Annotated in this window: 21 protein-coding genes, 1 tRNA gene and 1 other RNA gene; 14 read left to right on the top strand and 9 right to left on the bottom strand. The window is 64.3% G+C overall.

Going from position 1 to position 20,552, the window contains the following annotated elements; all coding sequences use genetic code 11:
• Positions 1-21: 21 nt before the first annotated feature.
• Positions 22-2,982, top strand: coding sequence for a UPF0182 family protein (locus CH281_RS21195; protein WP_176458532.1), 2,961 nt, complete (start codon positions 22-24; stop codon positions 2,980-2,982).
• Between the two features lie 143 nt (positions 2,983-3,125).
• Here CH281_RS21195 and CH281_RS21190 read toward each other — a convergent pair whose 3' ends face one another.
• Positions 3,126-3,695 carry a transglycosylase family protein gene (locus CH281_RS21190; protein ID WP_032387187.1) on the bottom strand — a complete coding sequence of 190 codons (570 nt, stop codon included), beginning with the start codon at positions 3,693-3,695 and terminating at the stop codon, positions 3,126-3,128.
• A gap of 501 nt (positions 3,696-4,196) precedes the next feature.
• Between CH281_RS21190 and CH281_RS21185 the strand changes: the two genes are divergently transcribed.
• Positions 4,197-4,273 (top strand) — tRNA-Met (locus CH281_RS21185).
• A gap of 105 nt (positions 4,274-4,378) precedes the next feature.
• Positions 4,379-4,891, top strand: a complete 513-nt coding sequence (locus CH281_RS21180; protein WP_032387188.1) for a putative immunity protein — start codon at positions 4,379-4,381, stop codon at positions 4,889-4,891.
• A 2-nt stretch (positions 4,892-4,893) separates the two neighbouring features.
• Here CH281_RS21180 and CH281_RS21175 read toward each other — a convergent pair whose 3' ends face one another.
• Entirely contained in the window at positions 4,894-5,514 is a 621-nt protein-coding gene (locus tag CH281_RS21175; protein WP_218828718.1) for a hypothetical protein, read from the bottom strand.
• A 5-nt stretch (positions 5,515-5,519) separates the two neighbouring features.
• On the bottom strand, positions 5,520-5,708 hold the full coding sequence (locus CH281_RS21170; RefSeq protein ID WP_032366331.1) for a hypothetical protein: 189 nt from the start codon (positions 5,706-5,708) through the stop codon (positions 5,520-5,522).
• 73 nt (positions 5,709-5,781) lie between these two features.
• Here CH281_RS21170 and CH281_RS21165 point away from each other — a divergent pair, with 73 nt between their 5' ends.
• Positions 5,782-6,321 (top strand): GNAT family N-acetyltransferase, encoded by a 540-nt coding sequence (locus tag CH281_RS21165; RefSeq protein WP_032387189.1) that lies wholly within the window; start codon positions 5,782-5,784, stop codon positions 6,319-6,321.
• On the opposite strand, the gene CH281_RS21160 is transcribed toward CH281_RS21165, so the two are convergent.
• The 4 genes from CH281_RS21160 to CH281_RS21145 all read right to left on the bottom strand — a co-directional run bounded on the left by CH281_RS21160 (position 6,294) and on the right by CH281_RS21145 (position 10,794).
• The gene (locus tag CH281_RS21160) at positions 6,294-7,574 is read right to left on the bottom strand and encodes an RNA polymerase sigma factor (protein ID WP_032366332.1); all 1,281 of its coding nucleotides are present in this window, start codon (positions 7,572-7,574) and stop codon (positions 6,294-6,296) included. The two genes, CH281_RS21165 and CH281_RS21160, sit on opposite strands and share 28 nt — an antisense overlap.
• A gap of 16 nt (positions 7,575-7,590) precedes the next feature.
• A complete protein-coding gene (locus tag CH281_RS21155) occupies positions 7,591-7,935 on the bottom strand; it encodes a YciI family protein (RefSeq protein ID WP_027496565.1) in 345 nt (114 codons plus the stop codon).
• Between the two features lie 184 nt (positions 7,936-8,119).
• Positions 8,120-9,340 carry an acyl-CoA dehydrogenase family protein gene (locus CH281_RS21150; RefSeq protein WP_032366333.1) on the bottom strand — a complete coding sequence of 407 codons (1,221 nt, stop codon included), beginning with the start codon at positions 9,338-9,340 and terminating at the stop codon, positions 8,120-8,122.
• A 44-nt stretch (positions 9,341-9,384) separates the two neighbouring features.
• Positions 9,385-10,794, bottom strand: coding sequence for an acyl-CoA dehydrogenase family protein (locus tag CH281_RS21145; RefSeq protein ID WP_032366564.1), 1,410 nt, complete (start codon positions 10,792-10,794; stop codon positions 9,385-9,387).
• Positions 10,795-10,938: 144 nt separating this feature from the next.
• Here CH281_RS21145 and CH281_RS21140 point away from each other — a divergent pair, with 144 nt between their 5' ends.
• The gene (locus CH281_RS21140; RefSeq protein ID WP_094695466.1) at positions 10,939-11,307 is read left to right on the top strand and encodes a DUF1304 domain-containing protein; all 369 of its coding nucleotides are present in this window, start codon (positions 10,939-10,941) and stop codon (positions 11,305-11,307) included.
• A 45-nt stretch (positions 11,308-11,352) separates the two neighbouring features.
• On the opposite strand, the gene hisN is transcribed toward CH281_RS21140, so the two are convergent.
• Entirely contained in the window at positions 11,353-12,144 is a 792-nt protein-coding gene (gene hisN, locus CH281_RS21135; protein ID WP_032387190.1) for a histidinol-phosphatase, read from the bottom strand.
• 59 nt (positions 12,145-12,203) lie between these two features.
• Positions 12,204-12,695 (bottom strand): beta-class carbonic anhydrase, encoded by a 492-nt coding sequence (locus CH281_RS21130; RefSeq protein ID WP_027496570.1) that lies wholly within the window; start codon positions 12,693-12,695, stop codon positions 12,204-12,206.
• Between the two features lie 202 nt (positions 12,696-12,897).
• On the opposite strand from CH281_RS21130, the gene prfB reads away from it, so the two are divergent.
• The 9 genes from prfB to ssrA all read left to right on the top strand — a co-directional run bounded on the left by prfB (position 12,898) and on the right by ssrA (position 20,455).
• Positions 12,898-14,010, top strand: a complete 1,113-nt coding sequence (prfB, locus tag CH281_RS21125) for a peptide chain release factor 2 (RefSeq protein ID WP_027496571.1) — start codon at positions 12,898-12,900, stop codon at positions 14,008-14,010.
• 3 nt (positions 14,011-14,013) lie between these two features.
• Positions 14,014-14,913: a mechanosensitive ion channel family protein gene (locus CH281_RS21120; RefSeq protein ID WP_027496572.1), complete on the top strand. Its 900-nt coding sequence runs from the start codon at positions 14,014-14,016 to the stop codon at positions 14,911-14,913.
• Positions 14,910-15,359, top strand: a complete 450-nt coding sequence (locus CH281_RS21115) for a hypothetical protein (protein WP_032387191.1) — start codon at positions 14,910-14,912, stop codon at positions 15,357-15,359. Before CH281_RS21120 ends, CH281_RS21115 begins: the two co-directional genes overlap by 4 nt.
• An 86-nt stretch (positions 15,360-15,445) precedes the next feature.
• On the top strand, positions 15,446-16,135 hold the full coding sequence (ftsE, locus tag CH281_RS21110) for a cell division ATP-binding protein FtsE (RefSeq protein WP_027496574.1): 690 nt from the start codon (positions 15,446-15,448) through the stop codon (positions 16,133-16,135).
• A gap of 66 nt (positions 16,136-16,201) precedes the next feature.
• Positions 16,202-17,107, top strand: a complete 906-nt coding sequence (gene ftsX, locus CH281_RS21105; protein ID WP_032366335.1) for a permease-like cell division protein FtsX — start codon at positions 16,202-16,204, stop codon at positions 17,105-17,107.
• Between the two features lie 83 nt (positions 17,108-17,190).
• Complete coding sequence (gene smpB / locus CH281_RS21100; protein ID WP_027496576.1) at positions 17,191-17,664, top strand: SsrA-binding protein SmpB; 474 nt, start codon at positions 17,191-17,193, stop codon at positions 17,662-17,664.
• An 8-nt stretch (positions 17,665-17,672) separates the two neighbouring features.
• Positions 17,673-18,527 (top strand): DMT family transporter, encoded by an 855-nt coding sequence (locus tag CH281_RS21095; RefSeq protein WP_072692108.1) that lies wholly within the window; start codon positions 17,673-17,675, stop codon positions 18,525-18,527.
• 31 nt (positions 18,528-18,558) lie between these two features.
• Positions 18,559-20,019: an SDR family NAD(P)-dependent oxidoreductase gene (locus tag CH281_RS21090; protein ID WP_052057229.1), complete on the top strand. Its 1,461-nt coding sequence runs from the start codon at positions 18,559-18,561 to the stop codon at positions 20,017-20,019.
• A 65-nt stretch (positions 20,020-20,084) separates the two neighbouring features.
• Positions 20,085-20,455, top strand: a transfer-messenger RNA (tmRNA) gene (gene ssrA, locus CH281_RS21085).
• Positions 20,456-20,552: the final 97 nt, after the last annotated feature.

Below are 20,552 nucleotides of genomic sequence, written 5' to 3'. Positions count from 1 at the left end.
CCCGAAGTTGGAGTGTGGCACGTGGGCATGAGGCCCCCCACCGGTATGCCGTCGTTGTCGCGGCGAAGCCGGATCTTGCTCGTATTGGCCTTGGTAGTAGCAGCTTTGCTGCTCATCGGTCCGCGGTTGATCGATATCTACACGAACTGGTTGTGGTTCGGAGAAGTCGACTTCCGCGGCGTCTACACCACCACTCTGTTGACCCGGTTGGTGATCTTCCTCGTCGTCTCGGTCGTCGTCGGGCTCATCGTCTTCGGCGCGCTGGTCGTCGCGTATCGCAATCGCCCGGTGTTCGTTCCGGTGGCCGGACCCAACGATCCGATCGCTCGATACCGCACCACGGTGATGAGCCGATTGCGGTTGTTCGGCATCGGAATCCCGGTCGTGTTCGGTTTCCTGTCCGGCATGATCGCGCAGACGAACTGGGTCACCGTGCAGCTGTTCCTGCATGGCGGCGACTTCGGCCAGACCGACCCGCAGTTCGGCCTGGACGTCGGGTTCTACTCGTTCGATCTGCCGTTCTACCGCTTCATCCTGAACTGGCTGTTCGTTGCCATCCTGGTCGCATTCTTCGCAAATCTGGTGACGCAGTACGTCTTCGGCGGCATTCGTCTCGCCGGCCGAGAAGGAGCGCTCACCCGTGCGGCGCGGATTCAGCTCGCTGTGCTGGCCGGCACCTTCGTCCTGCTCAAGGCCATCGCCTACTGGTTCGACCGATACACGTTGTTGTCGAGCAGTCGTAAGGAGCCGACGTTCACCGGTGCCAGCTTCACCGACATCAATGCGGTGCTGCCGGCGAAGCTGATTCTGTTGGCCATCGCGGTCATCTGTGCTGTTGCCTTCTTTGCGGCCATCTTCCTTCGTGACCTCAGAATCCCCGCCTTGGCCACAGCGCTGTTGGTGTTGTCGTCGATCCTCATCGGTGCCGTCTGGCCGTTGGTGATGGAACAGTTCTCGGTTCGTCCGAACGCGGCCGACAAGGAGAGCACGTACATCGAGCGCAACATCGCGGCAACGAGGTCTGCGTACGGCTTGACCGATGACGTGGTCTCGTACCGCGACTATTCGGGTGAAGCGTCGTTGAGCCCGAGCGAAGTGGCATCGGAGTCGGCCACGATGTCGAACATCCGGTTGCTCGATCCGAACATCCTTGCGCCGACATTCACTCAGCAGCGTCAGATCCGTAACTTCTACGGATTCCCCGACACACTGGCCGTCGACCGCTACCCGGACGCGGACGGCAACCTCCGCGACTACGTCGTCGCCGCGCGTGAGATCTCACCGCAGACTCTCGACGCGAACCAGCGTGACTGGATCAACCGCCACACCGTGTTCACGCACGGAAACGGCTTCGTTGCTGCTCCTGCCAACTCCGTCGACGAGGCTGTCGCCGACGAGTCCAGCGGCGGGCGTGGTGGTTATCCCAACTACCAGGTGAACTGGATCGAGAACAACGCCGAGGGAACCGTGCGTAAGGACGGCCCAGGTGACCTCGATCAGCCGCGCATCTACTTCGGCCCGGTCATCGCGAATTCCGACGCCGACTACTCCATCGTCGGCTCGGCCGGCGAACCCCGTGAGTACGACACGGACAGCAAGAGCTACTCCTACACCGGTGCAGCGGGTGTCGACGTCGGCAACTTCTTCAACCGACTCGTGTTCGCGAGCAAGTACGCCGAGCGCAACATCCTGTTCTCGAGTGTGATCGGTGACGAATCGAAGATTCTGTTCAACCGTGATCCCCGGGACCGTGTGCAGAAGGTCGCGCCCTGGCTCACCACCGACGGTTCGACGTACCCGGCGATCGTCGACGGCAAGCTCGTCTGGATCATCGACGGCTACACAACGCTGGACAACTTCCCGTATGCCCAGCGGATGTCGCTCGAGGATGCCACTGCCGACAGCATCGAGTCGACGACGACGCGCGCACTGCCGAGCCGGGAAGTCTCGTACATCCGGAACTCGGTCAAGGCCACCGTCGACGCCTACGACGGCACTGTCAAGCTGTACGAGCAGGACGAGAACGACCCGGTGCTCAAGGCATGGGAAGGCGTGTTCCCCGGAACGGTCATCCCCAAGAGCGAGGTGTCTCCGGAATTGCGGGATCACTTCCGGTACCCGGAGGACCTGTTCAAGGTTCAGCGTGAACTGCTGACGAAATACCACGTCAACGATCCGCGAGAGTTCTTCACCAACAACGCGTTCTGGGAGGTTCCGACCGACCCGACCGCGGAGAACACTGCCGCCAAGCAGCCTCCGTACTACGTCGTCGCGTCCGATATCTCCAACGAGGAGAACCAGGCCTCGTTCCAGCTGACCAGTGCGCTGGTGGGGTATCGCCGAGAAGTGCTGGGCGCGTATGTCAGCGCGGATTCGGATCCGGAGAACTACGGCAAGATCACCGTGCTGAGGCTGCCGACCGATACGTCCACTCAGGGCCCGAATCAGGTACAGAACCAGATGACGACCACGACGGACGTCTCCGAAAGCCTCGGCATCGTGCGCCGGGAGAACACTGTCGAGTTCGGCAATCTTCTGACCCTGCCTGTGGGCAACGGCGGTCTGATCTATGTGGAGCCGGTGTACGCCTCGCGCACCAACGAGGCGTCGGCGTATCCGCAGTTGATCCGGGTGTTGGTCTCGTACGAGGGTCGTGTCGGTTACGCCGCCACGCTGCCCGAGGCCATCGAGCAGGTGTTCGGGGCCGGTGCCGGACGGACCGTCACGGCGCCGGGGGAGACCGACGGCAGTACCCAGCCGGGTGCCGTACCCGAGACGACCCCGTCCGAGGGCGGTTCGACGCCGGCGAATCCGGCTCCGTCCACCGGTGGGTCGACCACCAGGGACGCCGCTGTCACCGGGTTGAACGACGCACTCTCCGCCGTGCGGACTGCACAACAGAGCGGCAACCTGGCGCAGCTCGGCACCGCGCTGGAGAACCTGCAGAAGGCGGTCGACGCGTACAACGGGGCCGGTAGCTGATCGGCACTGTTCCACCGGGTTGACTGCAACGACAGAGCCGCCTCACCGAATCGGTGAGGCGGCTCTGTCGTTGTTCGCTACATCGGATGCGCTGGGCATCCACTGCGAGCGGAACGAGGCAGTTCTAGCGAACTGCCGGTGAATCAGCGTCCGATGGGCGCGAGCACTGGAGCGTTCGCAGCAGCGAAGTGCTGGAACTGAGTGCTCAGGCCGTACTGGTCGGCGAGCTTGGATGCTGCATCGAATGCGCCCTGAGCGGCCTGTGTAGCTGCTGCGACCTCGGGTGCGACGGCAGGCGCGGGGGCCGGTGCCGGTGCCGGTGTTGCCTGAGGAGCCGGTGCCGGTGCCGCTTCGGGCTCGGCTGCCGAGGTGCCGGTGGTCAGCTGCTGACCACAGACGGGCCATGCGCCCGGTCCCTGGCTCTGCAGGGTGTTCTCCGCGACGCGGATCTGCTCGGCCTTGGAGGCGTTGGCCGGGGATCCGGTTCCGCCGTTGGCCGTCCAGGTGCTCTGCGAGAACTGCAGGCCGCCGTAGTAGCCGTTTCCGGTGTTGATGCTCCAGTTGCCACCGCTCTCGCACTGTGCGACGCCGTCCCAGTTGTGGGGGGCTGCGTTGGCGGTTCCGGCAGAAACGCCGAGCGGAATGGCGACGGCTGCGCCGGCGATGGCGGCCAATCCGAGTGCGCGCTTACCGAAGTTGTTCTGAGTGGTCATGCGGGGTGAATCCTCTCCGCGCTCGACTGGCGCGACTGGCCTGCGAATCGTTACGCCGGTGGTGATGGCGATGACGACCAGGCACTTCGTATCGTCGCGGCTCTGCCCCCGTACGTATTGGGGACCACACCCGCGGGGCAGAGCGAAAGAAGCGGCGGGGTGGTGCAAGCCCAGCGGTTTAGGGCCGTCCGTGAAGGTAGTCGAGGATTCACTCACCGTCACTGAGCGGATATGGGATGCCACCCGTCCACATAGTGGGATTGGGCCCCCTGTTCGTGCAGCTCGAGCCGCATTGTGGCGGGAATGTTTCACCTTCGTGACCCGACCGTTATGTGATCCGAAACACGTAAGAAAAGAGACCCGGAGCACTATTTCGAGGGGCTGCGAACGTGCTGTTCGGGTCGGCTCGGCCGTGTGTCGAGCCTGATCGGCTGGACCGAGCACCCCGTGGTCACGTGATTTGCATTCGTCGTACACGCAGGGGTAACTTCGTAGATGCAACGCGGGGTGGAGCAGCTCGGTAGCTCGCTGGGCTCATAACCCAGAGGTCGCAGGTTCAAATCCTGTCCCCGCTACCACTCGAAAAAGCCCGAGACCACACGGTCTCGGGTTTTTTGTGCTCTGATAGCCACCGTGCAATCACGTTGGACTGCCCGATGCCCGTGCGAAGAGGGCGACCGAGGATGATCCTGCCCGCTGTTCGAGATCCCCGGCTCGTCACCGCCCGGCGCGGGGGACTGCTGTCCGATGGCGATCATCGGGCCCTGGCACTCTGGGCTGCTGCCTGTGCCGAACACGTGCTGCCTCTGTTCGAGAGCTCGGTTCCGTCGGACGCCAGACCGCGGGAAGCCATCGACGGGATCGGCGCGTGGGTACGCGGTGAGCTGCCGATGATGGAGACCCGCGCCCTCGGCGGACACGCGATGGGCGCAGCGCGTCCCCTTCGCGGAGCGGCTCGATTCGCCGCCCACGCCGCAGGCCAGGCCGCATGCGTGGCGCACGTGGCCGAACACGACCTCGGAGCAGCGGCGTACGCCATCAAGGCAGTTCGAGCTGCGGCACCGTCGTCGAGCGCAGCAGCCGCGGCGTATGCGGAAAATGAGTGGCAGAGGGAACAGCTGCCGGACAGCGTGCGGGCTCTGGTGTTGGAGGACCAGCACAGGAGAAACAGCATCTGCTGGTACGTGTTCGAGTAGATCTACAGAACCGTGACCGTGAAGGACTGGGTGTCGACGACCAGAGCACGAAGATCGTGCGGCCTCAGCTGATCTGCGGCGAGCAGTGACGTATCGGGACGAAACCGGATCGTGGTACCGGTCCGATCCGTAGGGGCAGTCGACACCAATTCGGTGACGGGCAACCCGTGCTGGTATCGACGGGTCCACGAGCCCTCACTGCGACGGTTGGTGTGCTCGAGCACCTCCGACAGCGCTGCGACAGTCGACATTCCGCGGCGGGCATGTCCGTCCGCCAACAGCACTGGCTCCAGCCTGTCGAAGAAGCGAACATCTGCAGTGCTCACAACGGGCTTGCGAATTGCGAGTCCGCGGTCTAACCGTGTGTCGGTACCTCGTCCGAGGTCCGTTACATCGATCGTGCCGTCCGAGTCGAACGTGATGGTCGCGTGACCGCCTCCCTGATCCTCGGCTTCGTCCACCGCATACGCGAGGACTTCGAGAATTAGGTGCAGCACTCCACCCGGCGCGTACTCACCGGAGCGGCTTCTGATGTGCGAGAGGTGATCTCGATCGACGTCCATCGACCAGTCGTGCGTCGTGGTGGACCAAGTGCTCCGACCGGACACGGAGGGGTCGGGCACCGACGTCAGTCCGAGACCTGCTCCCGTGCATCGTCACTGGTGACGATGTCATCGTCGTCGGTGGTCGCAGCATCCTCCGGCTCGTCTGCGGTGAGGTCGACGGTGTCCGCGCCCTCGAGAGCCGTCAGTTCCTGTTCAGCCTCTGCGATGAGGCCCTTGGCATTCTCTTCGACCTTCTTGATCCACTCGGCCATGACTGTCACCCTTCGCTCGATCGTCTACCACCGGTCTACCAGACTCGAGCCCTCTAGGATCATCGGTGTGCGAATGAAGACCCCACGACTGGTTCTCGACGAGCCTGCAGATGCGGATCTCGACGCGCTGTACGAGATCTGCAGTGATCCGCAGTCGTGGACACACTTTCCGGGCTTGCGGCACGCCGATATCGGTACGACCGAACGTATGGTGCAGAACTGGACTGCGCAATGGCGTCGAGATGGATTGAGTACGTGGATCGTTCGTGAGCACGGCAGCGACATGATCAGCGGCTACGGCGGGTGTTCCATCCGACAGAATGCCTTCTGGAATCTCGGCTACCGTCTCCATCCCGACGCGCAAGGTAAGGGGTACGCCGCAGAGATGAGTCGAACCGCAGTCGAGTGCGCGTACCGAACTCGGCCCGAAATGCCGGTCGTGGCATATCTTCTCGAACACAACCTCTCCTCCGCTCGCGTGGCAGAGCGCGCCGGCCTGAAGCTGGTATCCCGTGGACCCGATATCGGCAACCCCGATCCCGAGGCCATCCGACTGGTGTACGCAGACCGACCGCTGACGGCCGATCAGGTGGATGCTGTGCTGTCCGCCTGATCCCGTGCGTCGGCAACCTCGGCCAGTCGTCTTCTCAGCAAACGCTTCTCCGGTGCCGTTCGCGCGAAATCCAGTGCTCTCCGGTAGTGCACGGCGGCCTCGTCCATCCGGCCCAGTCGGTGCAGCAGATCGGCTTTCGCCATCGCGAACGGGTGGTACCGGCGCAGGGCCGGCTCAGCGGCGATGGCGTCCAACAACTCGAGCCCGGCCTCGGGCCCTTCGGTCATTGCGACGCCGACGGCCCGGTTGAGCGCGACCACCGGTGATGGTGTGAGTGCCATCAACACGTCGTACAGAGCCACGATCTGAGGCCAGTCCGTGCTCGCGGCGTCAGCAGCCTCGTCGTGTAATGCCGCGATGGCGGCCTGAACGGAGTACGGGCCGGCCGGCCCGCGGGTCAGGGCCTCGCTCACGAGTTCCGTTCCCTCGGCGATGAACGCGGCATTCCATACGCGCCGGTCCTGATCGGCCAACAGCACGATCTCGCCGTGTTCGTCGATCCGGGCGCGGCGTCTGGCGTCGGTCAGCAACATCAGCGCCAGCAAGCCGGTCACCTCGGACGTGCCCGGCAGAGCCGCGTGCAGAACTCTGCCCATACCGATCGCTTCGTTCGAGAGATCGACGCGTCCGACTCCATCGCCGGATGTCGCCGAGTACCCCTCGGTGAAGATGGAGTAGACGACCTCGAGCACCATGGGCACTCTTTCCGCCAGCTCGTCCGGTCCCGGAACGCGAAACGGAATGCGACCCGTGCGAATCTTGTTCTTGGCCCGCACTATTCGCTGTGCAGCCGTGGCAGGAGGGATGAGCAGTGCGCGCGCCACCTCTGCTGTGGACAGACCCGCGAGACACCTCAGCGTCAGGGCGAGTCGGTCCTGGGCAGCAAGAGCCGGGTGGGAGCACGTGAAGAACAACTGGAGGCGATCGTCGGGCACACGATCGTCGAGCGCATTCGAGCCGGACGGGTTGTCGCGGTCCGAGTCGATCTGCAGTACGGCGATTTTCGCAGCCAGTGTCTCATCGCGTCGGAGGCGGTCGACTGCCTTGCGCCGGGCTGTGGTGAGCAACCAGGCCCCTGGCTTGGTCGGTATGCCATCGATCGGCCAATGCTTCAGAGCGGCCTCGATGGCATCCGACGTCACCTCCTCCGCGAGGTCGAGGTCACGGTAGCGCTGCACCAACGACGCGAGCAGCATCGAGCGCTCGGCACGGAAGACCGATGCGATCGTTCGACTGACCTCGATCTCGCTCACCCAGCGATCCCGCGCGTCAGAATTCTGCGAGCGGGCGCACGACGACGGTGCCGCCGTCCTTGGAGCCGGGGCAGCGGGCCGCCCACTCGAGCGCTGCATCGAGGTCGGGAACGTCGATGACGTCGTAACCCCCGAGTACCTCGTGCGACTCGGCATACGGGCCGTCTGTAACGGTCCGTTCGCCCGTGCTCGGATCGACGCGTACCGCGGTAGCAGTGGTCAAGTCGGCCAGCGCGTGCCCGGCAACGTAGACCCCGGCCTCCTTCAATTCCTTCTCGTACGTCATCCAGTCCTCCACACTGCTGCAGCCGGGTGCAGCACCGGGGGAGGTGTCGGCGTTGATCAACAGGATGTACTTCATGGTGCGCTCCTTGGCTCGGTACCTCGGTGTCGCGGCGCGATTCGCCGTACACGAAGACGACGATCGAGACATCACGATATCGACACGGACCCTCGACATTTCTTCCAAGCGCACGAAAGCGGCACCGGACGCACAGTCCGGTGCCGCTTGTCGATCACGTGCCGACTCGATGACGAGCCACTGTTTACTTCAGCTCGGCCGAGGACTTTCCGAGTACGCGACGGGCAACGATCAGCTGCTGGATCTGCTGCGTGCCCTCGAAGATGTCGAGAATCTTGGAGTCACGGCTCCACTTCTCGAGCAGTGGGCGCTCGGAGTAGCCGTAGGTACCGGCCAACTCGACTGCTTTGAGGGTGATGTCGACTGCGGAGCGTCCGGCCTTCGCCTTCGACATCGACGCCTGCAGCGAGTTGGGCTCCTTGTTGTCTGCCATCCATGCCGCGCGCAGTGCGAGCAGGTGCGCGGCTTCCCAGTCTGCTTCGAGTCGCAAAAATTCTGCGGCCGCCGCGTGCTGGTTGTAGGCGGGAGTCTCGTACGAGATGTCGACTCCGGCATCGACCAGGATCGACCGCAACTCCTCGAGTGCGGCACGGGCGACGCCGATCGCCATTCCAGCAACCAGAGGGCGAGTGTTGTCGAACGTCTGCATGACGCCCGCGAAGCCCTTTTCGACGTTGACCTCGGCGGTGCCGAGCAGGTTGTCCTTCGGGATGCGGCAATCCTCGAGCAGCAGGGCTGCGGTGTCGGACGCCTTGATGCCCAGCTTGTGCTCGAGGCGGGCAACCGACAGGCCCGGGGCGTCACGCGGGACGACGAACGACTTGATGGCTGCGCGGCCGAGAGACTTGTCGACCGTTGCCCACACCACGATGTGGGTGGAACGCTCACCGGCGGTGACGTAGATCTTCTCGCCGTTGAGCACCCACTCGTCGCCGTCGAGGACAGCGGTGGTGGTGACCGCCGCGGAGTCCGAGCCGAAGCTGGGCTCGGTGATGGCCATCGAAGCCCACACCTTGCCGAAGCGCTCGAGCTGCTCGTCGGTGGAGACCGCGGCGATAGCGGAGTTGCCGAGTCCCTGGTACGGGATCGACAGCGTGAGGCCGACGTCGCCCCAGCAGGTCTCGATGACGTTCACCAGAGCGGACATGTTGCCGCCGTTGGAGTTGGCTGTCTTGCTGGGCTTGGCCGACTCGCTGTCCTTCTCGCGGCCACCAGCGGCTCCGCCGATTTCGCCACCGGCGTCGGACATGCCTTCGACCATGGACGCCATGGTGTCGAGCTCCACCGGGTACTCGTGCTCGGCGAGGTCGTACTTGCGGGAGATGGGGCGGAAAATCTCGGCAGCGACCTGGTGAGCCTGATTCGCCTGCGCCCGAAGCTTCTTGGGAAGTTCAAGATTGATCATCGTGTGTGTCCTTGGGTGAGTGCCATGGAATTCGGGTCGGCGAGCTAGATGAGAACGATGCCTTCGGCGACGCCGACGGACCGTAGATCGCGGTACCAGCGCTCGACCGGATGTTCCTTGGTGAAGCCGTGTCCACCGAGCAACTGCACACCGTCGGAGCCGATCTGCATTCCCTTCTCGGACGCCAGGCGGCGTGCGAGGGCCGATTCACGAGTGAACGACAGTCCCTGCTCGGCGCGAGACGCGCCACGCAGCGTGACCAACCGCATGCCGTCGAGCTCGATGGCGATGTTGGCGACCATGAAGGCCACGGCCTGGCGGTTACTGATCGGCTCGCCGAACGCAACGCGCTCGTTGACGTACGGAACGACGTAGTCGAGTACGGCCTGGCTCGTACCGACGGCCAAGGAGGCCCAGCCCAGACGGGCCAAACCGATGGCGGCGCTGTACTCGGCGGCGCGCTGGTCGGCGTCACCATCACCGAGCAGAGCCGACTCGGGCACTGCCACGTCGGTGAGGATCAGGCGACCCAGGCCCGCGGCGCGCAGACCCATGCTCGGATCCGCTTCGACGACGAGGCCCTTGGAATCGGACTCGACGATGAAGAAAGTCGGGCGACCTTCGAGTTCAGCGGCGATGACGAACAGCTCGGAGCTGCCGGCCGCAGGCACGAGGCTCTTGACTCCGTTGAGCTTGTACCCGCTGGGGGAGCGAACGGCCTTGGTCTGCAACGCGTACGGATCGAACAGTGCGCGGGGCTCGTTGACGACCACTGCTGCGTTCGGCACCTTCTCGCCGACGAATGCCGGGAGGTACGTCTTCTGCTGCGCGTCCGTTCCCCACTGAGTGAGGGCGACCGCGACACCGCTGGGCGCGAGGATCGGCAGGGCCAGGCCCATATCGCCGTGAGCGAGAGCCTCGGCGACGAGGGAATTGGTGACCGCACCGCGCTCGCTGGCGGCACCGTCGAGTTCCTCGGGAACGTTGATGAGCGTGATGCCGAGTTCGGCCGAGCGACGAACCAGGTCCTCGGGGGAGGAGGCGTTGTGATCGGCCTCGAAGGCGGCCGGCCGGAGGATTTCCTCGGCGAACTCCTTGACCGTTTCGACGATCATGCGCTGCTCGTCGTCGGGCGTCAGGTCGAAGTAGCTCAGGTTCTTCGCGGCACCGTCGTCGAGACGCTTGGGCTTGCCGCCTCCGGTGACCTTGGCGAACGTACGGTTGGCGGCACCGAGAGTCTTGAAACCGGTTTTGGTGCTCTCGTACGTGACGCGGTCGATCGTCTGTCGGAGGTTGTACTTCTCCGCCAGTTCGGACCCGGTGATGGCCGTCAGAACGCGCATGGCGGTTCCGATCGCATCTCTCTTGAACGGGTTGAGGCCAACCGCAGAAGTATCGCGGGGCACCTTGGGGGCCTTCGCGTCGACCACACTGTCTTGCTTGCTCATGATCACCAGTTCCTCGGCGTCGGGCACGGACTTCACAGATCTTACTCCCGAGTAAGTTAGCTGTCTACTGTCGAGTAAGTACTGGTGGCGCACAACACCGTGGCGGGTCTTTCGTATCCTGCGTCGTACCGATGTGACAGGCTGTTTCCTGTGCATCCGATAGCTCAGGTCTTCGCCGCCCTCGCCGCGGTACTCCATGTCGTCATCTTCGTCATGGAAAGCGTGCTCTGGTCCAAGCCGGCCGTGTGGGCGAAGTTCGGTGTCGCCAGTCAGAACGACGCAGACATCACCAAACCGATGGCCTTCAATCAGGGGTTCTACAACCTGTTTCTCGGCATCGGCATCGTGGTCGGCCTCATCGTGGGCGGTTCGGCCGGCGACGCGATCGTCTACTTCGCATGCGCCAGCATCGTCGGCGCGGCTCTGGTGCTCGCCACCGGCGGAGCGAAGTACTTCCGGCCCGCGTTCGTGCAGGGAATCACTCCGCTCCTGGCCCTGGTCCTGGCCGCAGTCCTCTGACTCCGCGCTGCTCTCACGGTCCGTCTCCGGTGAGTGCCGACCGAATCACACAGCGGGGGAGAGGCGGCCGAGGATGTCCTGGTGCAGCAGCCCGTTCGTGGCTACCGCGCTCCCGCCGTGCGGCCCGACGCGTCCATCGAGCGAGGTGAACGTCCCGCCCGCCTCGCGCACCAGAACATCGAGTGCCGCCAGATCCCACAAGGAGACCTCCGGCTCGGCGGCGATGTCGAGGGCTCCTTCGGCGAGCAGGCAGTACGAGAAGAAATCGCCGTAGGCGCGAACTCGCCACACGTCATCGGTCAGTCCGACGAAGCGGTCTCTCGTTCCGAGGTCGGCCCAGCCGGACAGGCTGGAGAAGCTCAGGCTGGACGCGGCCAGTGAATCGACTTTCGACACGTGGATTCGACGGGCGGTTTCGTCGCCGACGCTCGTCCACGATCCCAGCTGCTCGGCGGCCCACCATCGGCGATGCAGCGCCGGGGCGCTGACCACTCCGACTGCGGGGACGCCGTCCTCGAGCAGCGCGATCAGCGTTGCCCACACGGGTACGCCGCGCACGAAGTTCTTGGTGCCGTCGATCGGATCGACGACCCATTGGCGGCCGCTGAACGTAGCCGTGCCACCGAACTCCTCGCCGAGCAGAGCATCGTCGGGACGCTCCGATCCGAGCTGCGCCCGAATCATCGTTTCCACGGCCAGGTCTGCGTCGCTGACCGGTGTGAGATCCGGCTTCGAGTCCACCGTCAGGTCCATGGCGAGGAATCGTCCACGGGTGATGACGTCGGCTTCGTCGGCGAGCCGGAGGGCGAGATGCAGATCGGCAGAGTAGTCGGTCACCGCAGAAGACTATCGCCGCGCACGGGCCTGCTCGCACGCGGCAATATGGGTGGCCGGGCCTATCCGGTGACTTCGTTCAACTTTCCGGTGGCAACATCGAAGACGAACCCGCGAAGCGACTCGTGCTTCGTGACGAACGGGCTGAGCTCGATGCGCGCCAAGGACTGCCGAACGTCGCGGTTCAGATCGGGGAACGACTCGGCAGCCCAGTTGGGCTTCAGACCCGTTTCTTCCTGGAGGTCGTTCTTGAACTCGTCGTCGGTGAACGTGAGCATGCCGCAATCGGTGTGGTGGATCAGGATGATCTCCTTGGTGCCGAGCAGCCGCTGGCTGATGGCCAGTGAACGAATCTCGTCGTCGGTGATCACCCCACCCGCATTGCGGATCACGTGTGCTTCCCCGTCTGCCAGGCCGAGAATCCGATAGACGTCGAGCCGGGCATCCATGCACGCGACCACCGCGACGTGCTTCGACGGCGGCAGCGGTAGGGGACCGTCGAACTGGGCGGCGTATGCCTTGTTGTTCTCGAGGTACTGGTCGGTGACGGTCATACGAGACTCCTCTGTCCATCGAATGTCGCTGGCACCGTGCGGCGGCAGGGATGTCGACATGCGCATATGCCGACTCGTCGAAAGCTAACAGCGGACGAGGTGCCCGAACAGGGTTCGAATCAGCACGGTTCGAACACCTGGATGACCATGCGTCTTCGGGGGCGGTCGGGGACGGGTTCGTGTGCCGGTAACCTTGACTCTCGTGCATCCCGACGTTTCTGCAGACCTCGCCGAGCTCGACACCACTCTGTCCACAGTCGAGTCCGTTCTCGACGTCGAGGAGCTGCGGCGACGCATCGACGAGCTGGAACATCAGGCCGCCTCACCCGACCTGTGGAACGACCAGGAACACGCTCAGCAGGTGACCAGCCAGCTCTCCCATGCGCAGGCCGAACTGCGCCGCGTCGAGGAGCTCCGGCAGCGCCTCGAGGACATGCCGGTTCTGTACGAGTTGGCCGAGGGCGAAGAGGGCGAGGCCGCCGCGTCCGCCACCGCTGACGCCGACGCCGAACGCGCCTCGCTCCGAGAGGACATCGCTGCCATGGAAGTTCGAACGCTGCTGTCCGGTGAGTACGACGCCCGCGACGCCCTCGTGAACATTCGCTCCGGTGCCGGCGGAATCGACGCCGCCGACTGGGCGGAAATGCTCATGCGCATGTACATCCGCTGGGCCGAGAAGCACGGGTACGGCGTCGAGGTCTACGACACGTCCTACGCCGAAGAAGCCGGAATCAAGAGCGCGACGTTCGCCGTCAAGGCGCCGTACACCTACGGAACGCTCTCGGTCGAGCAAGGCACGCACCGGCTCGTCCGGATCAGCCCGTTCGACAACCAGGGTCGACGCCAGACGTCGTTCGCGGAGGTCGAGGTGCTTCCGGTCGTCGAGACCACCGACCACATCGAAATCCCCGAGAACGACATTCGGGTCGACGTCTATCGCTCGTCCGGGCCAGGTGGGCAGTCGGTCAACACCACCGACTCCGCCGTCCGGTTGACGCATATTCCGACCGGAATCGTCGTGACCTGCCAGAACGAGAAGTCGCAGCTGCAGAACAAGGTGTCGGCCATGCGCGTGCTGCAGGCCAAGCTGCTCGAGGTCAAGCGCAAGGAAGAGCGGGCCGAGATGGACGCGCTCAAAGGTGACGGCGGCAGCTCCTGGGGTAATCAGATGCGCTCGTACGTGCTGCACCCGTACCAGATGGTCAAAGATTTGCGTACCGAGTACGAGGTCAACAATCCGTCTACTGTTCTCGATGGAGACATCGACGGCTTCCTGGAATCGGGAATTCGCTGGCGAATGCGAGGGGAGCAGTAACCGATGACGGCCTGGCTCAACGTGACGCCCGAGGTCAAGCTCAACGGCCTCGGAATCGTGCTTTACATCCTCGGCGGGCTACTGGCCGCGCGGTTCGTCACGTGGACCGGCTCCCGGATCACGGCCCGCATCGACCAGAACTACCAGCACAGCGACGCGCTCGTCCGGTCGGAGGCCGCCAAACACCGTCATGCCCTGGCACAGGTCATCACCTGGGTGCTGGTCACGCTCATCTACATCCTGGTCACCATCGAGGTGCTGCGCCGGTTCGGCTTCGGGGTCGGTGGACTCGTGGCACCCGCAACTGTCATCGGTGCAGCCCTCGGTTTCGGTGCTCAGCGCGTGGTGCAAGACATCCTCGCCGGCTTCTTCATCATCACCGAGCGCCAGTACGGCTTCGGTGACGTGGTGCAGATCGCCGTCAACGGCTCCGCCGAGGATGCCGAGGGCACCGTCGAGGACGTCACGCTCCGAGTGACGCGGGTCCGTAGCGTCGACGGCGAGGTCATCACCGTGCCGAACGGGCAGATCGTCAAGGCGATCAACCTGTCCAAGGATTGGGCTCGCGCCGTCGTCGACGTTCCGGTCCCCAGTACCGCCGATCTGACTCAGGTGAATGCGCTGCTGCGTGCGGTCGGCCGCGATGCGTTCGCAGATTCACACTTGCGTCCGCTCCTACTCGACGAACCGACCGTGATGGGCGTGGAGAGCATCGAGGTGGGGCAGGTCAACGTGCGCTTGGTCGCGCGGACGCTGCCGGGCAAGCAATTCCAGGTGGGACGAGAGCTGCGTGTGAGAGTTGCCGCTGCGCTGCAGCCCGAGGGCATCAACGTTGCCCCCGACGTCAGCACGGCCGGAGTTGCACCGGAATCATCGGGACGAGATCGAACGGAAGACCAGTGAGTACACCCGATACCGGAACCGAACGCTCGCAACGACATTGGCGGCAGTGGCGCATTCCGGCCAAGATCTACGGCCGCGTCCGAACCTCCACCGTGGCGTTCGGAATCTGCTTCGTGCTCACCGCTCTGCTGTACGGGCAGGTCAGCGCAGATATCGCCGAGAGGAACGGGGAAGCGGTTCAGGGGCCGGTTGCGGTGAGCCCGGACGAGCTCACGCAACCGAGCGAATCGCAGACGTACGTACCGACGCCCTCACGTCTGTCGACCACCACCACACCCAGCACGACCACCGAGCCGGAGTCGTCGACGAGCGCCGACGACACCGGTACCCAGTCGACGACGACCACCGCCCCGCCGACCACGACGACTGCCCCGTTCGGCGTGCCCATCCCGCCGGCGATTCAGTCGCTCATCCCGTCCCGGCCTGCACCGACGTCGTCGCGCTGAGGCATCCTTTACCGGCCCTCGGGACTCGCCGCGGCACCCGCTCGCTTCCGGCGGTTACCGACGGGTAAGGACTACACTGGCGACCCGTGATCAGCACCTCGAATGTGTCCAAGTCCTACAAGACCTCGACCAGGCCCGCTCTGGACAAGGTGACGGTCTCCATCGACAAAGGCGAGTTCGTGTTTCTGATCGGGCCCTCGGGTTCGGGTAAGTCGACATTCATGCGCTTACTGCTCAAGGAAGAGACGCCGACGTCCGGCGATATCCACGTAGCGGATTTTCACGTCAACCGGCTCGCTGCTCGTCGCGTCCCGCGGCTACGACAGAGCATGGGGTGCGTGTTCCAGGACTTCCGACTGCTGCAGCAGAAGACCGTGGTGGAAAACGTCGCGTTCGCGCTCGAGGTGATCGGCAAGCCTCGATCGATGATCAAGCGCACTGTTCCCGAGGTGCTGGATCTGGTGGGACTCGGCGGCAAGTCCGACCGTCTGCCCAACGAGTTGTCCGGTGGTGAGCAGCAGCGTGTGGCGATCGCCAGGGCGTTCGTCAATCGACCGCTGGTGCTGCTCGCCGACGAGCCGACCGGAAACCTCGATCCGGACACCAGTCAGGACATCATGCTGCTGCTCGAGCGCATCAATCGCACCGGAACCACCGTGCTGATGGCGACCCACGACAACCACATCGTCGATTCCATGCGTCGACGCGTCGTGGAACTGGACAACGGACGAGTCGTTCGTGACGAGGCCCGAGGGGTCTACGGCGTCGGCCGCTGACTCCGACCACCGAACTCGACCGCTCAGACTTCTCGACCGAACGAATCGAAGGGCTCGGATTCCGCGATGCGCGCAAGTTTCATCTTCAGTGAGGTCTTCACCGGGCTTCGCCGCAACATCACCATGACGATCGCCATGATCTTGACGACCGCTATTTCCCTCGGTCTGTTCGGCGGCGGATTGCTCGTGGTGCAGATGGCAGGAAAGACCCAGCAGATCTTCCTCGACCGGGTGGAGGTGCAGATCTTCCTCACCGACGACATCTCTGCCACCGACGCAGATTGTGCCCAGGAGACGTGCGCTACGTTGCGCTCGGATCTCGAGAACACACCCTCCGTGGTCTCGGTGCAGTACCTCAACCGCGAGGACGCGGTGAAGGACGCGACCGAGCGAGTGTTCAAGGACCAACCCGAACTGGCCGAGTTGGTCAGTGCCGACAGTTTCCCGGCCTCGTTCAAGGTGCGTCTGAGCGACCCGGAGCGATTCGGAGTGATCAACGACAACTTCGAGAACCGTCCGGGTGTGCAGAGCGTGCTCAACCAGCGAGACCTGGTGGAGCGGTTGTTCAGCGTCCTCAACGGAGTACGCAACGCAGCGTTCGCGATTGCCACCGTGCAGGCGATCGCTGCGATCCTCCTGATCGCCAACATGGTCCAGATCGCTGCGTTCACCAGACGAACCGAGGTCGGAATCATGCGGCTGGTCGGCGCCACCCGGTGGTACACCCAGCTGCCGTTCCTCCTCGAAGCCGTGGTCGCAGCTCTGGTCGGTTCGGCGCTGGCGATTGCCGGGCTGTTCACCGCGAAGAACATGTTCATCGACGACGTCCTCTCCGACGTCTATCAAGCCAATATTCTGGCCCGGATATCGAACAGTGACGTGCTGTTGGTCTCGCCGTTCCTGGCACTCGTCGGAGTGGGAATGGCGGCGGTCACCGCCTACATCACATTGCGCCTCTACGTGCGCGAATAAATTCGGTTGCCCATCGGTTCTATGCTGGAGCGGTTGCCGACGATACGGCGTCACGCATCGAACGCTCGAGAAAGGGCCCTGCAGTGAGAGAGAAGGGCCGCAAGGCCATTGCGACCAATCGCAAGGCACGGCACAACTACTCCATACTCGACGTCGTCGAGGCCGGAGTCGCGCTCGTCGGCACCGAGGTCAAGAGCCTGCGCGACGGCAAGGCCTCCCTCGTCGACGCCTTCGCGACCGTCGACGACGGCGAGATCTGGCTGCGCGGGCTGCACATCGCGGAATACACGCTCGGAAGTTGGACCAACCACGCGCCGCGTCGAAACCGCAAACTTCTTCTCCATCGTCGCGAGATCGACCGCCTGGCCGGCAAGGTCAAAGAGGGAAACCTGACGTTGGTGCCGCTGTCGATGTACTTCTCGGACGGCAAGGTCAAGGTCGAACTGGCGTTGGCCAAGGGCAAGCAGGACTACGACAAGAGACAGTCGTTGGCCAAGCGCACCGCCGAACGCGAAGTCACCCGCGAGCTCGGGCGTCGAGTGAAGGGCATGCGCTGACCGCTGTTCTGCTCGCTCTGGTAGCTGCCGTGGGCTACGGGGTGAGCGATTTCGTCGGCGGTGTCGCGTCCCGTCGAGTCGCCGCCCTGCGGGTGGTCATCGTGTCCTACCCGCTGTCACTCGTCATCGTGTTGCTCGTCGCTCCGTTCGTCGGCGGGACCATCGAACTCCCCGCGATGCTGTGGGGCCTGGCGTCGGGTGTGGCGGGCGGCGTCGCCGTGTGGTGGTTCTATCTCGCGCTCGCGGCCGGGCCGATGGCAGTGGTGTCCCCGGTGACGGCAGTGCTGGTCGCCGGGATCCCGGTTCTGGTCGGGTTGTCGATGGGCGAGCGTCCCGGCGTCATCGCCTTCGTGGGCATCGCCGTTGCCCTGGTGGCCGTCGTGCTGGTCAGCAAAGAGTCACCGGACGAGGTGACCGGCGAGGTCGCGGGCGGCCGCGACATGAAGTTCACCCGCACCGTGGCCTGGCTGACGGTCGGGTCGGGTGTGACGTTCGCCTTCGCCTTCATCTTCCTGCATCAGATCGGTGACGGCAGTGGGCTGTGGCCCCTCGCGGCGTCCCGCGCATCGGCCACCGCCGTGGTCTGGGCCGTCGCGTTGGCATCGGGGCATTTCGCACCGCCACACGGCAGCGTGCTCAAACTTGCCGCGTTCGTCAGCGTGCTCGACGTGGTCGCCAACGCCGCGATGATCTACGCGTACGAGGGCGGTCTGCTGTCGTTGGTGAGCGTCATCGCCTCGCTGTATCCGGCTGCGACGGTGTTGCTGGCGATGGTGATGCTCGGCGAACGGGTCGGCGCACTGCAGAAGGTGGGAATGGCGTTGGCGCTCGGGGCAATCGCGATGATCGCGCTCGCGGGTTGAACTTGCCCGCGCACGGGTAATGAACCCGTTTATGACTGCTTCCGGTTCTACCTCCGATGTCCCCACGTCCGAGAACGCGTCGTCTCGGCCGCGTGTGCTGGTCACCGGTGCCACGGGATATCTGGGCGGTCGTCTGGCACCGCGTCTGCTCGACGAGGGTTACCGGGTCCGCGTGTTGGCTCGGACCCCGAGCAAGCTCGACAACGTTCCGTGGGCGGCGGATGTCGAGATCGTCCAGGGTGACCTGAGTGATCGGGAGTCACTGAAGGAGGCGCTCAGCGACGTCGACGTCATGTACTACCTGGTGCACTCGATGGGCACCGCGGGCCATTCCGATTTTGCCGACACCGAACGCGACAGCGCCGAGAACGTAGCCACCGTCGCTGCGGATTGCGGCGTCGGCCGCATCGTGTACCTCGGTGGCCTGCATCCGCCGACGGGAGAGCTGTCGCCACACCTGAAGTCACGCGCAGAGGTCGGTCGAATTCTGATCGAGTCGGGTGTCCCGACGATCGTGCTGCAGGCAGGCGTCGTCATCGGTTCCGGTTCGGCCTCGTTCGAGATGATTCGCCACCTGACCAATCGGTTGCCGGTGATGACCACCCCACGGTGGGTACACAACCGAATTCAGCCGATTGCCGTACGCGACGTGCTGCACTACCTCATCGGGGCCGCGAGCGCTCCGGTCACCGAGTCCCGCACGTACGACATCGGCGGGCCGGACGTCATGCAGTACGGCGAGATGATGAACATCTACGCCGACGTGGCCGGTCTGCGCCAGCGTCGCATCATCGTGCTGCCGGTGTTGACGCCTCGCCTGGCCGGTCACTGGATCGGGTTGGTGACGCCGATTCCGCGCGGATTGGCGATGCCGCTCATCGAATCGTTGCAGTACGACGCCGTCGGTCACGAAATGGATATCGACGCCGTCGTTCCACGTCCGGCCGAAGGCTTGACGGGCTACCGAGATTCGGTGCGGCTGGCTCTACGCAAGATCGACGACGGCGAAGTCGAGACACGGTGGACCGACGCCACCGGAACTGCGGCCCCGTCGGATCCGCTGCCCTCCGACCCCGATTGGGCTGGAGAGGTCGTCTACACCGATACCCGGGTGGCCCGAAGCAGCGCGCGTTCGAGCGCCATTCGGCCCGCGCTCGAACGATTGGCCGACGCCGAGGTGCTCACCGGTTGGCACCGTGACGCCACGGGGCCGGATGCGTCCGCCTCGGGAACCGAGCACACCACCCGGCTGAAGTCGTCACGACGGCTGCCTGGTGAGGCGTGGTTGGATCTCACGGTCGGTGGCACCGCCAAGCAGCCGACGATCGAACAGCGACTCGTGTTCTTTCCTCGCGGACTGGCCGGGCGAGCCGTGTGGTACGCGTCGTTGCCCGTACGCAGGGCCGTTGCTCGTCGAATGCTGCGGACAGTAGTGGATCGAGTCGAGTCCGACGCCGGTGCAGCCGCGGCGCAGGGACCTGCCGGCCGTTAACGGGATGAATATGGCCGATCGACGCGTTACACTGAACAGCCCGGGCACGGTGTCCGGGAACATACGGGGCTGAACGGTTTCGACTTTGTATGTTGAGTCAGGGGAAGCGTGTCGGTGCAGGCGAGAGACCACCGTAAGCGTCATCGCAACCTTATAAGCGCCGATTCCAATCAGCGCGACTACGCACTCGCTGCCTAAGTAGCGACTGCGTGTCTGTCAGTCCGGGCTTGCCCTCGGCCCGGGTACTGGCATCAGCTAGAGGGCTCACCGATTCATCCGGCCGCGGGATGATGAGGAACATCAAACAGTGGCTGGGATCGTCATCCTGACTTGTTCGCGAGATCGGGAGATCCAAGTAGAGGCATAGCGGACTGCACACGGAGAAGCCCTGGCAATGCAGCAGAGGACCCGGGTTCGATTCCCGGCAGCTCCACTGTGAAGGCCGGGCCGAGAGACTTTCTCTCGGCCCGGTCTTTTTTTGTGTCGGACACCTCACAAACACTGCTGTCGACCCGGTCCCACCCGGAGGGGGC

The organism is Rhodococcus sp. 06-221-2, from assembly GCF_002258365.1.
Taxonomy (GTDB): domain Bacteria; phylum Actinomycetota; class Actinomycetes; order Mycobacteriales; family Mycobacteriaceae; genus Rhodococcoides; species Rhodococcoides fascians.
The sequence above is the reverse complement of the archived record's forward strand: the minus strand, read 5'-3'. Positions and strand labels throughout refer to the sequence as shown.